Below are 13,271 nucleotides of genomic sequence, written 5' to 3'. Positions count from 1 at the left end.
ATATCAGACTTGCTCAAAGAAGCAACACGTCTCGAAATGGATTTTTCGTCTCTGGACACATGGAGGAATCAAATCCTCATTCTGACGCGAAAGCGTCATTGCCTGTCCGATAAAGGATTGACGCTTATGGCCTAACCGATAGGAATGATTGCATTAATCGCAGGAGGCGTCATGCGCAGCACCAAAGTCATCCATATTGTCGGCTGTCATGCGGAGGGCGAAGTCGGCGATGTCATCGTCGGCGGTGTGGCCCCGCCTCCGGGTGCAACGGTATGGGAACAATCGCGCTTCATTGCCAGCGACGAGACCTTGCGCAATTTCGTGCTCAACGAACCGCGCGGCGGGGTGTTTCGCCACGTCAATCTGCTGGTGCCGCCGAAAGATCCTCGCGCTCAGATGGGCTTCATCATCATGGAACCTGCGGATACGCCGCCGATGTCCGGTTCGAACTCGATCTGTGTCTCGACCGTGCTTTTGGACAGCGGCATCATCCCGATGGAGGAGCCGGTGACGCGAATGGTGCTGGAAGCGCCAGGTGGGCTTATCGAGGTGGAAGCGGAGTGCCGCAATGGCAAGGCCGAGCGCATCAGCGTGCGCAATGTTCCATCTTTCGCCGACCGACTAGATGCATCGTTGGAAGTGGAAGGACTGGGCACGATCACTGTCGATACCGCCTATGGCGGCGACAGTTTCGTCATTGTGGATGCGGCGCATATCGGCATGAAGATCGAGCCAGGCCAGGCGCGGGAACTGGCCGAGATTGGCGTCAGGATCACCAAGGCTGCCAATGAACAACTGGGCTTCCGCCACCCGGAAAAAGACTGGAACCACATTTCCTTCTGCCAGATCACCGAGCCGGTAGCACGGGAGGGCGACGTGCTGACGGGCGTGAACACCGTTGCGATCCGCCCGGCCAAGCTCGACCGTTCCCCGACCGGAACGGGCTGCTCGGCGCGCATGGCCGTGCTGCACGCCAAGGGACAAATGAAGGTCGGTGAGAAATTCATCGGCAAGTCCGTGCTGGGTACGGAGTTTCATTGTCGGCTCGACAAGACGCTTGAGCTTGGTGGCAAGCCAGCCATCAGCCCCATTATTTCCGGTCGCGCATGGGTGACAGGAACCTCGCAGCTCATGCTCGATCCGAGCGATCCGTTTCCCGGTGGATACCGGCTGTCGGATACCTGGCCGCGTGGCGACTGAGGTTCAGGCACTGACGGTCTGCAAATGGCGCTTCTCTTCGCTTCCGGTGCTCATGTACCCTAGAGCGCGTTCCGATCTGATTGGATCAGTCGGCGCTCTAATTCTTTGTTTTCACGCGCATCTTTCCCGAAAACCGTTTCACACTTTTCGGGATGCGCTCTAAAGTACATTCCGCTCCGGTTCTCGAGAAGCACCATTTTCGTCTCGTCATCACCAGAATCTCAATCACCCCGCGCACCTTCTTTACCGGCGCTCTTCTGACCTCTTTATCGAGCGCCACACCCCTCACCCTGAGGTGCGGAGCGAAGCGCAGCCTCGAAGGGCGATCCTTCGAGACGGCCCTGCGGGCCTCCTCAGGATGAGGATCGAGAAAATAAAAACCCCGCCGAAGCGGGGTTTTCTTTATTCATCCGGACCGCATGCTTATGCGAAGTCGAGCGCGCGGTCGCCGTCTTCATCCTTGATGCGGGATGGCAGGCCGATCTGGTTCAGGATGTGGAGGAATGGCTTTGGATCAAGCTCTTCCACATTGACCATCTTCTTCACGTCCCATTCGCCCGAAGCGATAAGGATTGCGGCTGCAACTGGCGGAACGCCAGCGGTGTAGGAAATGCCCTGCGAACCCACTTCGTTATAGGCGTCCTTGTGGTCGGCAACGTTATAGATGAAGACTTCCTTCTCCTTGCCGTCCTTGGTGCCCTTGACGAAATCGCCAATGCAGGTCTTGCCGGTATAGTCCGGGGCCAGCGATGATGGATCGGGCAGCACAGCCTTCACTACCTTGAGCGGCACGACTTCCAGACCTTCGGCGGTCTTGACCGGCTGTTCGGACAGGAGGCCCAGATTGTTCAGCACCGTGAAGACGTTGATATAGTGATCGCCGAAGCCCATCCAGAAACGCACGTCGGCGTTAGGATAGTTCTTCGACAGCGAGTGCACTTCATCGTGGCCGGTCATATAGGCCTTGCTCGGACCGACGACCGGCAGGTCGAAGGTGTGGCCGACTTCGAACATCTTGTTCGACTGCCAGGCACCGTTCTGCCAGGAATAGACCGTGCCGGTGAACTCACGGAAATTGATTTCCGGGTCGAAATTGGTCGAAAACCAGCGGCCATGTGAACCGGCATTGATGTCGACGATATCGATGGATTTGACTTCATCGAGATAGTCGTCGGCAGCCAGACGCGCATAGGCATTGACCACGCCCGGATCGAAGCCAATGCCGAGAATGGCGGTAATGCCCTTCTCTTCGCATTCCTTGAGATGCTTCCATTCGTAATTGCCATACCATGGCGGGGTCTCGCAGATCTTCTTCGGGTCTTCATGGATTGCGGTGTCCATGTAAGCCACGCCCGTATCGATACAGGCGCGAAGAACCGACATATTGAGGAAGGCCGAGCCGACATTGATGACGATCTGAACGCCCGTCTTCCGGATCAGGGCCTTGGTGGCCTCCACATCCATTGCGTCCAGCGCATGCGCTTCCAGCTTCACCTCCGTCTTGAGGCTCTTCTTTTCATGCACGCTATCGATAATCTTGCGGCATTTCTCAACCGTGCGGGACGCAATATGGATATCGCCCAATATGTCAGAGTTTTGCGCACATTTATGTGCAACAACCTGTGCCACGCCCCCGGCGCCGATAATGAGAACGTTCTTCTTCATTTTCTGTCGATGCTTCCTCTTCCAGCGGTTTCCCGCGTCTTTGTAGTTAACTGACGCATTATCCTACGCAAAACCGCTTCGCACTTTTGCTGGAAATGCTTGTATTTCCCGTCCCGATTGCCTTCTCATTCGGAACACATGAGTTCGTTGCAGCGTGAAGCCGCAACAGGATCTTTTACGAAAGCGACCCTTCAAAATCCGCGTAATCAAATTCGCGGACAACTCTGACCGTGCCGTCCAGTTCACGCACGGCAATGGCTGGCATTTTCACGCCATTAAACCAGTTCTTCTTGACCATGGTATAACCGGCCGCATCCTCGAATGAGAGGCGGTCGCCGATGGCAAGCGGCTTGTCGAAAGTGAACTCGCCGAAAATATCGCCGGCGAGGCAGGACTTGCCGCAAACCATGTAGCTGTGCTCGCCATTGTTCGGCGCCATCTTCGCCTTTTCGCGATAGATCAGCAGATCGAGCATATGCGCCTCGATGGAGCTATCGACGATGGCAAGGTTCTTGCCATTGAACAGCGTGTCGAGCACCGTCACTTCCAGCGTCGTGGTCTTGGTGATCGAGGCTTCGCCCGGCTCCAGATAGACCTGAATGCCGAACTTTTCCGAAAACGCCTTCAGTCGTGCGCAGAACTCATCGACCGGATAATCATCGCCGGTGAAGTGGATGCCGCCGCCAAGGCTCACCCATTCGACACGGTTGAGAAGCGAGCCGAACTTTTGTTCGATGTCGGTCAGCATCCGGTCGAAAAGACCAAAGTCAGAATTTTCGCAATTGTTATGGATCATGAAGCCTGTCACGCGATCCATGACCTTTTCAACCTTCGCCACATCCCATTCGCCAAGACGACTGAACGGACGTGCCGGATCGGCAAGATCGAAGCTCGAAGACGAGATGCCCGGATTGAGGCGCAGCCCGCGCTTGATGCCCGACGCCTTGTCAGCAAAGCGTTCGAGCTGGCCAATCGAATTGAAGATGATCTTGTCGGCGTGGCTGATGACCTCATCGATCTCGTTATCGGCATAGGCCACGCTATAGGCATGGGTTTCACCGCCGAATCTTTCATGGCCAAGACGCACTTCATTGAGCGAAGACGAAGTGGTGCCGTCCATATATTCGCTCATCAGATCAAACACCGACCAGGTGGCGAAGCATTTCAGCGCGAGCAGTGCCTTGGCGCCGGATTTCTCGCGCACATAGGCAACCTTTTCCATGTTGCGCTTCAGCTTGGTCTTGTCGATCAGGTAGTAGGGCGTCTGGATCATGGGCGTTCCGGGTCATTCAATGGGAAAATCTGGCCTCGCCAGCAAGTCTGGTCTGCCAAGTTGAGGAAACATCAGGCGGTTTCCCAAATTATTTGAAGGCTTATAGGAAGCTTGTGACAGAAACACAAATCCGCCACAGCATTATCGGGAAAATTTCCCCATAAGCCATCGCGGATTACTTCCCTGCCTTCAGGGCTCGCGTCTCATATAGAGCTTTTTATCAGGATTTGAACCCCTTCCCTTCCCGCTCTACCCGCTCCGCCGTTTTGGTTGAAAGTCTTTGCCGGTGCCACTGGCTTTTATACAACTGGATGGCCCGCTACGATTGGTGAGTATCGTAAAGTTAATTAAACAAGCCTTTGCTTGACAAATTACGAACACGAGCGTAGCCGTTGTTTCCATGTTCAGGGCGACTTCATTAGGCATTCGCCCACGCAATGACAGCCAAAGGAAAATCGGATGCAGGATCACAAGCCGACCGCCGGTTGGGGAGACCTGTTCGCAGGCAGGAACGCTATCGTATCGCTGACGCTCGTCGGCGGCGTGGCGCTTCACGCCATCAACGTGTTTATTGCCACAACCATCCTCCCGACAGTGGTCGCCGACATTGGCGGCATGGATTATTACGCGTGGAACACGGCGCTGTTCGTGACCGCATCCATTCTCGGCTCCGCCCTTGTGCCGCGCCTGCTCTCGCGTGCAGGCCCGCGCAGCGCCTATCTGGTCGCAGCGTGCATCTTTGCTGCGGGAACCCTGACTTGCGGCCTCGCGCCCTCCATGCCCGTCATGCTGGCGGGGCGCGCCATTCAGGGTCTTGGCGGCGGCATGATGCTCGCCCTGTCATATTCAATGATCCGCATCGTCTTTGATGAATCTCTATGGCCCCGCGCCATCGGCCTCGTTTCCGGCATGTGGGGCGTTGCCACGCTTGTCGGTCCGGCGATTGGCGGCGTTTTTGCGGAACTCGGCATGTGGCGCGCTGCCTTCTGGTCGCTTGCGCCCGTGATCGCCGTGTTCACCATCATGGCCATGACGGTTCTGCCCCGCGAATCCGGTTCCGCTGCCAGCAATGACCGGCTGGCATGGCCACAGCTCATTCTTCTGACCGCTGCCGTCCTTGCCGTTTCCGCCGGAAGCATTTCGTCGGAACTGGCGCTGAATGCCGGCGGCGTCGCGCTCGCGATTGTCTTGCTGCTTCTCCTCGCAGCCGTCGAAAAGAAGGCCAGCCGCCGCATTCTTCCGAAAGGGTCTTTCAGTATCCGGAAACTCGGCGCGCTTTATCTGACGCTCGCCTTCCTCAGCGCGTCCGTTACCAGTTCCGAAGTCTTCGTACCGCTGTTCTTTCAGGTGCTGCATAACCAGTCGCCACTTGTCGCTGGATATCTGGCAGCAATCATGGGCGGCAGCTGGACACTCGGCTCGATCGGGTCGTCGGGGATTGCCGCCGGGCGCACCGACCGCGTTATTCTCGCCGCCCCCGTCATGGGCGTAGCCGGGATGGTCACGCTGGCCGTCCTCATTCCGGCCGGAAGCGAAGGTCATTGGTACGATCTGCTGCCGATCTGCATCGCGCTCGCAGTCATCGGTTTCGGCGTAGGGCTGACATGGCCGCACCTGCTCACCGGCATTTTCAAGCGCGCGGACGCAGAAGATCAGAACCTTGCATCCGCCTCCGTGACCATGGTGCAGCTTTTCACAACCGCCCTTGGCGCAGCACTTGCCGGAATGGTTGCCAATATGGCTGGCCTCACCAATCCCGGCGGCTTTGCAGGCACCGCACATGCCGCGCTCTGGCTCTTTTCCGGCTTCGCCATTCTGTCCGCACTGGCGTTCGTGTCGGCGCTCGCTCTCGTCCGCAGCGCAAGACAGCCGCAAACGGCCCAATGCTGAGAATTATCAGGCGGCGGGCGAAATAACGTAGGCGCAGCGCCGCGCACCGGCCAGAATATGTTCGGTTCGGTTTACAGAAACATCAGGGCCAAGCACGGCCCTGAATACCTGAAGCTCCGCACGGCAAAAGCCCTGGCAGGCGTCCGCAGCAGCGCAGATCGGGCAGTGATTTTCGATGAAGAGCCAGGAGCCATCCTCCTGCTTTTCGGCATCGGCCATGTAACCTTCCGCCGAGCGGATCGCGGCAAGTTCCAGCACCCGCTCGCCGAGCGGCAGATCTTTCAGGCGCGCCTGATACTGACGGCGGGTCTCGGATTCGCGATGGGCGATCAGCGTGTCCAGCGCGTCCTCACCGAGAATACTGCGAACGGAATGGAGAAGCTGGACCGTCAAATCGGCATGTGTATCGGGGAAGCGCCTGTTGCCGGTCTCGGTCAGGTCCCAGAATTGAGAGGGACGGCCAACGCCCTGCGACACGGAATGGGGAGCGACCAGACCTTCCTCAGCCAGTCGCACCAGTTGTTGGCGGACCGCTTCGCCGGTCGTTCCCAGATGCTCGCCGATCGCAGCTGCCGTCTGCGCGCCTCGCATCTTAAGCGTGAGCATTACGCGCTCGGCGGGAGAACGTGCTAGCGAAGCGTCTGTATTTAGAAAGTCATTCCTTGACATATTGACGATTTTCTATTTAAAGAAGAATTATCTTGTTAAATAAGCTATCTACCCCACTTTAGCAAGATAGTTATCAAATGACGGTACTCAACCGGCGTCCAGCAACAGATTGACGGACCTGACGGTCCGGACCGCGACGGCGTACGTAACAAGGAGTTTTGAAATGAGCTTCACCTTGCCCCCGCTTCCCTATGCAACCAACGCGCTCGAGGGCGTGGGAATGGGTACGGAAACGCTTGAGCTGCATCATGGCAAGCATCATCAGGCTTATGTGACTGCCCTCAACGGATTCGTTGAAAAGAACGATGCGCTCAAGGGCAAGTCGCTCGAAGAAATCATTCTCCTTGCCAAGGACAAGGCCGATCTGGCCCCGGTGTTCAACAATGCCGGCCAGCACTGGAACCACAATCTGTTCTGGCAGAACCTGTCTGCTTCCGGTGGCCGCCTTCCCGGCGCGCTGGAAAAGAAAATCACGGAAGATTTCGGCGGTGTCGACCAGTTCAAGGAAGCCTTCAAGACCGCAGCCGTCGGCCAGTTCGGTTCGGGGTGGGCATGGCTGGTTCTGGCCGATGACGGCAAGCTCAAGGTCACCAAGACGCCGAACGGCTCCAATCCGCTGGCAACCGGCGAAGGCAAAGCGCTATTAGGACTTGATGTCTGGGAGCATAGCTATTATCTCGATTTCCGTAATCGTCGGCCTGACTATGTAACGAATTTCCTCGACAAGCTGGCCAATTACGAATTCGCGGAAGCCACCCTGAAGGCAGCATGACGCGCTTACATTGATTGCGATCAAGGCGTTTTGCCTGCAGGAAATGCAGACTCCACGGAGCTGCGTGACTGCGGGCAAAATGCGGCAATGACCAAAACGACCGATCCATCCACGGGCGCCGTCCTCCCAAGCGGTGCAGGAGCAAGACAGAGACAGTTCCGAAAATGAGCAGCAACTTCAATCAGGAAACCGTCACCGACATCCATCACTGGACCGATACGCTGTTTTCCTTCCGCACCACGCGCGACCCCGGCTTTCGCTTCCAGAGCGGCCAGTTCATCATGATGGGGCTGGAAGTAAACGGCAAGCCGCTCACGCGCGCCTATTCGATTGCCTCGAGCCTTTACGAAGACGGGCTGGAATTCTTTTCGATCAAGGTGCCGAACGGTCCGCTGACCTCCAAGCTGCAGCATCTGAAGGTTGGCGACCAGATCATCCTGTCCAAGAAGCCGGTCGGCACGCTGCTCTATGACAATCTGAAGCCGGGCAAGAATCTGTGGCTGCTCTCGACCGGCACCGGTCTTGCGCCGTTCCTGTCGATCATTCGCGATCTGGAAGCCTATGAACGTTTCGAAAAGATCATTCTTGTTCATGGCGTGCGTCAGGTCGCGGAACTCGCCTATACGGATTTCATTTCCAACGAACTGCCGCAGGATGAATTCCTTGGCGAAATGGTCAAGAAGCAGCTCATCTACTATCCGACCGTCACGCGTGAGCCCTACAAGAATCGTGGCCGCCTGACCGACCTCATTCGTTCAGGACAGCTGTTCACCGATGTTGGCCTGCCAGAGTTTAATCATGACGACGACCGCATGATGCTCTGCGGCAGCCCGGAAATGCTGGCCGAAACAAAGCAGATACTTGAAGAGCGCGGTTTCAAGGAAGGCAGCCAGAGCGAAGCCGGACACTACGTCATCGAGAAGGCGTTCGTGGAGAAATAAGCCTGCCGAAACGGACTGGACTGTTAATGGAGGGAGGCATCAGCCTCCCTTTTTCTTTGCCCGATCTCTGGGGCGTGTCTGCCGAAAACTGGAACGGGCTTGGGGAAAACAAAAAAACAGGATGCTCTAAGCCCGTACCGCCTGCAAGAAAAACGCCTTAACGCCCGCGACCATTTCCGTTCGATCCATCATATCGGGCTTGGAGATGATTTCATCGACCGCACCGTGCAGCGCGTTGAAAAGGAGCACAGCCGTCAAACGCGGATTGGAGATTTTCCATGCACCTGCGGAATTGCCGTCGGTCAACAACGCATCGAGCCGGACGATTGCCGGATTTTCCTGCTTCATGCGCCGCAGGGGCGGATGAAAATCATGGAACACCATGTCGTGTATCCTGTAATTGTCCAGATAGCCGGCAATGCCCGTCTCGGCCCACGCTACCAGCTTTCCGGGCCAGTCATCGGCCGGATACTGGCCCAGCTGACGCTCCAGCCCCTCGCAGAACCCGTCGATAAATCGCTCCCGCAAGGCGATCAGGATGTCGTCCTTGCTGCGAAAATGCAGATAGAACGTACCTTTGGCCACATCGGCAAGGCGGACAATTTCATCCACGCTCGTCGCCGCGAAGCCCTTTTCGAGGAAGAGGGCCTCGGCTGCAGCCATCAGCTCATCGCGACGTATTTCAGCGGGCTTGGTGCGGGGCTTGGGCTTGGTGGCGGTCGGCGGCAAAGCGATCTCCGGAACTTCAGGATGCCGCCAATCTACCCCGGATTGCCGCCCTGTCAAAAACAAGACTGTTTGGTCGAACGACCCGGTCTTCCAGCCAGTGCAGCGCTGCCTCGACATTGGAGAAGGTGCCAGCCGGAACACGGAACAGCTTTTCAGCGTCCATGCGGCTTGCCTGTTCATACACAGATTCGGGCACGATATTCACCATCCCCAGCACCTGTTCGCGAATGCGCTGTGCATTGCGCTGAAACCATTGCTTGACTTCACGCGCCGATCCTTCCGGATGCGTGAGAGCATCCTCGTCCAGAAACCGGCGGATCGTGACAAAGGGCTTTCCTTCATCAAGCCAGCGGTTCCAGGCATCAAAAAATTCACGCGTCTCCTCCATGGTCGATGCGCCCTTCGACAGGGTGACCACGTAGGGCCAGTTTTCCGTATGGTGAAGCATTACACTCCCTCCTGATCGATATTCCTGAATTTCGCAGCAATGTTGCCGCTGCGAGCCGTGACGACGATCCGGCGACCCGCACGCACACAAGCAGGTGTCCGAACCGCCGCACGACTCATGACTGACTATCAGTCAGTGAATTTGTGACACGAAAATATGAATATTACAATCATGTTTTGAAGGGAGTTTGTTGCGCGAATTTGGAAGGCGCCGGGCGCGGACCAAACCGCAGCCCACCCCGGCACCATGTGTCGGGTTTTGCAGCGAACAGGTCCGATATTCGGGATGATTGCGGGCTATCGCCTCAGCCATTCAATTCAAAATCGAGCCCGATATCGAGGTTTGGCGCGCTGTGCGTCGTCCAGCCGACCGAAATCAGATCAACTCCGCTTGCGGCAACAGCAGCGACCGTTTCCGGTGTGATGCCGCCCGAAGCTTCCGAAATGGCGCGGCCATCGATGATCGATACAGCCTCGCGCAACTGGTCCGGTGACATATTGTCGAGCAGAACTGCGTCCACACCCACCGCCATTGCTTCATCAAGCTGTTGAAGCGTGTCAACTTCAACCTCGATCTTGACCATATGGCCGGCACCGGCCTTGGCGCGCTCGATGGCTTCGCGCACGCCGCCCGCGACTGCGATGTGGTTGTCCTTGATGAGCACCGCATCATAGAGCGCGAAGCGATGATTCATTCCCCCGCCTGCCCTGACCGCATATTTCTGCAAGGCACGCAGCCCCGGCGTCGTCTTGCGCGTGCAGACAATAGAAGCCCTGGTTCCCGCGACCGCCTTCACCAGATTGGCGGTTGCCGTGGCGATACCGGACAGGTGACCGAGAAAATTGAGCGCCGTTCGCTCACCCGCCAGGATCGACCGCGAACTGCCGGAAACGCGGGCAATGTCGCTCCCTTTTTCAAGAAACTGGCCATCCCGGGTCAAGCGCTCGAATGTGACGTCCGGATCGACCAGACGAAACGCCATTTCAGCCACATCCAGCCCGGCGATGACACCCGGCTGGCGCAAGCTGAACAGCATGGCCGAGCGGTGATCCTCCGGTACGACGGCATTGCTGGTGATATCGCCGGCAAGTCCCAGATCTTCCAGAAGCCCGGTGCGCACCAGCGGTTCGACAACAAGCGGAGACAGGTGCGGCAGGTTCATGAAGCTATCCTGGAAATTCGATTTGGACCAATGATCTCGCGAGCCTGCGCGAACGCCGTCTCGAATGTGTGAAAACGGCGTCTGGCGACTGCATCCTTTTGCGGATGATCGATGCGGGCATGGCTGCCGCGCGACTCGCACCGTTCATAGGCCGCTACCGCAGCGACCAGCGCCACCGCGGCGGCATCGTCTGACTCAGCGAGCGGAAGAAGGGTGGTGACCGCCACGCGCAAACCTTTTTCATCGCGCAGCAGGCCTAGATGACTGGAAACGACGCGCCGTACCGGTTCGGGATCGGTATCTCCGGGCAGGCTAACAGGCGCGATTTGGCGAGCACCGATCACTTCGTCATCCACAAGGGCGTGAGCGGCGCGCAGCCCCATTGCCGCAGCTTCGAGCAAAGAATTGCTGGCAAGCCGGTTCGCGCCATGCAGGCCGGTGCAGGCAGCTTCACCAACAGCCCACAGGCCGGGTATCGTGCTGCGCCCGTCAGCGTCGGTCTTGATGCCGCCCCATGTGGTAATGGGTGGCGGGCCGCACCGGAATGGCGTCGCGCGAAGGGTCGATGCCATGCTGCCTGCAAAGCGCATCGATACCCGGGAAGCGGGTTGCAAAACCTGCCCCCAGAGCCGCCCGCGCATCGAGGAAAACCTTTCGACCTTGGCCGATCTCGCTGCCAATGGCACGGGCAACGACATCTCGCGGGGCCAGCTCGCGGCCCGGAATGTCGGCCATGAACCGCTCACCGCGATCATTGATGAGTTCAGCACCTTCGCCGCGCACCGCTTCGCTGACCAGCGGCAGACGCGGTGCAGAGACGGCAAGTGCCGTGGGGTGAAATTGCACAAACTCCATATCGGCAAGCACTGCGCCCGCACGGGCCGCCAAAGCAGCCCCCCGCCCCAGATTGCCAAGCGGTGTTGTGGTTGCTTTATAAAGCCCGCCGATACCACCGGTCGCCAGAACCACGCCGCGCGCGGCAACCGGTCCAACATTCTCCAGGCAGGCACCGACCACACGGCCATCCTGCTTGATGAGCCGCAGGGCGCGGGTGTTTTCCATGACGGTTATCGAGGGCGTTGCCAGAACCTTCGCGATCAAAGCGCGCATGATGCCAGCGCCCGTCGCATCGCCATCGACATGGACGATACGATGGCGACTGTGCGCGGCTTCCAGACCAAGGGAGAACGAACCGTCGGCCTTCCGGTCGAAGCGCACGCCATGGGCTTCCAGAGCAGCAATGACGTCCGCGCCTGCTGCTATGATTTCCGCAGCAACCGCCGCATTGCACAGGCCGTCGCCTGCTGCAATCGTGTCGGCCAGATGCAGCGCCGCACTGTCGTCCGCCCCGATACCCGCAGCGATCCCGCCCTGCGCCAAAGTGCTGGAACCGGACAGGCCAAGGCTTCCCGCTGTCACCAGCAGGACCGGCTGGGGTGATAGCGTCAGCGCGGTCATCAGCCCGGCAAGTCCACTGCCGACGATGAGAACCGGAGCCGTCCGGGCGTTGATCATATTGCCAGCATCCGTTCGACGGCGCGCCGGGCCGGTTCCATCAAAGCGGCGTCGACCACCACTTCATGACGATTGTTTTCCAATGCATCGCGGATATTGGCGAGGGTGATCCGCTTCATATGCGGACAAAGATTGCAGGGGCGGATGAACTCGACCTCCGGGTGATCAACGGCGACATTGTCGCTCATCGAGCATTCGGTCAAAAGCACCACGCGCTGCGGCTTCTTCTGACCGACATAGTCCGACATGACTGCCGTGGAACCGGCAAAATCGGCTGCCTCCACCACTTCCGGCGGGCATTCCGGATGCGCCAGAACCATGACGCCGGGATGGCTTTCGCGCAGTTCACGAATATCGTCCGGGGTGAAACGCTCATGCACCTCGCAATGGCCATGCCAGGCGAGAATTTCGACATTGGTTTCGCGGGCCACATTCTGCGCCAGAAACTCGTCAGGAATCATCAGCACACGCGGCACGCCGAGCGATTCCACCACCTTTTTGGCATTGCCGGAGGTACAGCAAATGTCGGACGCTGCCTTCACGGCAGCCGATGTGTTGACATAGGTGATGATCGGCACGCCCGGATGCGCCTCGCGCAAAAGCGCCACGTCTTGCGGCGTGATGCTGTCGGCCAGCGAACAGCCTGCGCCCATATCGGGGATCAGCACTGTCTTGCCGGGATTGAGCAGCTTGGCCGTTTCGGCCATGAAATGCACCCCCGCCAGCACGATCACATCGGCATCGACTTCAGCCGCCTTGCGTGCCAGCGCCAGACTGTCGCCGACAATGTCGGCCACGCAGTGGAAGATTTCCGGCGTCTGGTAATTATGCGCGAGGATGACGGCATTGCGCTTTTTCTTCAGCTCGAGAATGGCCGCGACATCGTTCTCGAAGCCGAGCCACTCCGCCTTTGGCAACACCCTGGCCACCCGGTCATAAAGTTGCGAAACGGAAACATGATCGTTCACGGTGGCCTCCAAGGTCACTTACGCATTTCCATTATACTC

Annotated in this window: 11 protein-coding genes and 1 pseudogene; 4 read left to right on the top strand and 8 right to left on the bottom strand. The window is 58.1% G+C overall.

The annotated features are described in order from the left end of the window. Positions 1 to 171 precede the first annotated feature (171 nt). Positions 172 to 1,200, top strand: coding sequence for a trans-3-hydroxy-L-proline dehydratase (locus OINT_RS01880; RefSeq protein ID WP_006471041.1), 1,029 nt, complete (start codon positions 172 to 174; stop codon positions 1,198 to 1,200). 423 nt (positions 1,201 to 1,623) lie between these two features. On the opposite strand, the gene OINT_RS01875 is transcribed toward OINT_RS01880, so the two are convergent. Together OINT_RS01875 and nspC are read right to left on the bottom strand one after the other, a co-directional pair. Then, the gene (locus OINT_RS01875; protein WP_006466094.1) at positions 1,624 to 2,865 is read right to left on the bottom strand and encodes a saccharopine dehydrogenase family protein; all 1,242 of its coding nucleotides are present in this window, start codon (positions 2,863 to 2,865) and stop codon (positions 1,624 to 1,626) included. 175 nt (positions 2,866 to 3,040) lie between these two features. Further along, positions 3,041 to 4,138, bottom strand: coding sequence for a carboxynorspermidine decarboxylase (gene nspC, locus OINT_RS01870; protein WP_006466092.1), 1,098 nt, complete (start codon positions 4,136 to 4,138; stop codon positions 3,041 to 3,043). Between the two features lie 459 nt (positions 4,139 to 4,597). On the opposite strand from nspC, the gene OINT_RS01865 reads away from it, so the two are divergent. Then, positions 4,598 to 6,028: an MFS transporter gene (locus tag OINT_RS01865; RefSeq protein ID WP_006466091.1), complete on the top strand. Its 1,431-nt coding sequence runs from the start codon at positions 4,598 to 4,600 to the stop codon at positions 6,026 to 6,028. 6 nt (positions 6,029 to 6,034) lie between these two features. Here OINT_RS01865 and OINT_RS01860 read toward each other — a convergent pair whose 3' ends face one another. Continuing rightward, a complete protein-coding gene (locus tag OINT_RS01860) occupies positions 6,035 to 6,634 on the bottom strand; it encodes a helix-turn-helix transcriptional regulator (protein ID WP_006471042.1) in 600 nt (199 codons plus the stop codon). 226 nt (positions 6,635 to 6,860) lie between these two features. Between OINT_RS01860 and OINT_RS01855 the strand changes: the two genes are divergently transcribed. Both OINT_RS01855 and OINT_RS01850 read left to right on the top strand, forming a co-directional pair. After that, on the top strand, positions 6,861 to 7,469 hold the full coding sequence (locus OINT_RS01855) for a superoxide dismutase (protein WP_006471043.1): 609 nt from the start codon (positions 6,861 to 6,863) through the stop codon (positions 7,467 to 7,469). A gap of 164 nt (positions 7,470 to 7,633) precedes the next feature. Further along, a complete protein-coding gene (locus tag OINT_RS01850) occupies positions 7,634 to 8,410 on the top strand; it encodes a ferredoxin--NADP reductase (protein ID WP_006466088.1) in 777 nt (258 codons plus the stop codon). A 126-nt stretch (positions 8,411 to 8,536) separates the two neighbouring features. Here the strand turns inward: OINT_RS01850 and OINT_RS01845 are convergent, their stop codons facing one another. The 5 genes and pseudogenes from OINT_RS01845 to nadA form a co-directional block, all read right to left on the bottom strand. After that, positions 8,537 to 9,139 (bottom strand): TetR/AcrR family transcriptional regulator, encoded by a 603-nt coding sequence (locus OINT_RS01845; RefSeq protein WP_006471044.1) that lies wholly within the window; start codon positions 9,137 to 9,139, stop codon positions 8,537 to 8,539. A gap of 16 nt (positions 9,140 to 9,155) precedes the next feature. Continuing rightward, positions 9,156 to 9,587 (bottom strand): hypothetical protein, encoded by a 432-nt coding sequence (locus OINT_RS01840; protein WP_006471045.1) that lies wholly within the window; start codon positions 9,585 to 9,587, stop codon positions 9,156 to 9,158. Between the two features lie 304 nt (positions 9,588 to 9,891). Next, complete coding sequence (gene nadC / locus OINT_RS01835; protein WP_006466086.1) at positions 9,892 to 10,749, bottom strand: carboxylating nicotinate-nucleotide diphosphorylase; 858 nt, start codon at positions 10,747 to 10,749, stop codon at positions 9,892 to 9,894. Further along, a pseudogene (locus OINT_RS01830) lies at positions 10,746 to 12,264 on the bottom strand (L-aspartate oxidase). Before OINT_RS01830 ends, nadC begins: the two are co-directional and overlap by 4 nt. Then, positions 12,261 to 13,232, bottom strand: a complete 972-nt coding sequence (nadA, locus tag OINT_RS01825) for a quinolinate synthase NadA (protein ID WP_006471047.1) — start codon at positions 13,230 to 13,232, stop codon at positions 12,261 to 12,263. Before nadA ends, OINT_RS01830 begins: the two are co-directional and overlap by 4 nt. Positions 13,233 to 13,271 lie beyond the last annotated feature (39 nt).

The sequence above is a fragment of the Brucella intermedia LMG 3301 genome (assembly GCF_000182645.1).
GTDB lineage: Bacteria > Pseudomonadota > Alphaproteobacteria > Rhizobiales > Rhizobiaceae > Brucella > Brucella intermedia.
The sequence above is the reverse complement of the archived record's forward strand: the minus strand, read 5'-3'. Positions and strand labels throughout refer to the sequence as shown.

Bases quoted from the DNA above. Each gene is read 5' to 3' on its own strand.
- OINT_RS01880 (WP_006471041.1), top strand. From the start codon at position 172: ATGCGCAGCACCAAAGTCATCCATATTGTCGGCTGTCATGCGGAGGGC.
- nspC (WP_006466092.1), bottom strand. From the start codon at position 4,138: ATGATCCAGACGCCCTACTACCTGATCGACAAGACCAAGCTGAAGCGC.
- OINT_RS01865 (WP_006466091.1), top strand. From the start codon at position 4,598: ATGCAGGATCACAAGCCGACCGCCGGTTGGGGAGACCTGTTCGCAGGC.
- nadC (WP_006466086.1), bottom strand. From the start codon at position 10,749: ATGAACCTGCCGCACCTGTCTCCGCTTGTTGTCGAACCGCTGGTGCGC.
- OINT_RS01860 (WP_006471042.1), bottom strand. From the start codon at position 6,634: ATGCTCACGCTTAAGATGCGAGGCGCGCAGACGGCAGCTGCGATCGGC.
- OINT_RS01855 (WP_006471043.1), top strand. From the start codon at position 6,861: ATGAGCTTCACCTTGCCCCCGCTTCCCTATGCAACCAACGCGCTCGAG.
- OINT_RS01840 (WP_006471045.1), bottom strand. From the start codon at position 9,587: ATGCTTCACCATACGGAAAACTGGCCCTACGTGGTCACCCTGTCGAAG.
- OINT_RS01875 (WP_006466094.1), bottom strand. From the start codon at position 2,865: ATGAAGAAGAACGTTCTCATTATCGGCGCCGGGGGCGTGGCACAGGTT.
- OINT_RS01850 (WP_006466088.1), top strand. From the start codon at position 7,634: ATGAGCAGCAACTTCAATCAGGAAACCGTCACCGACATCCATCACTGG.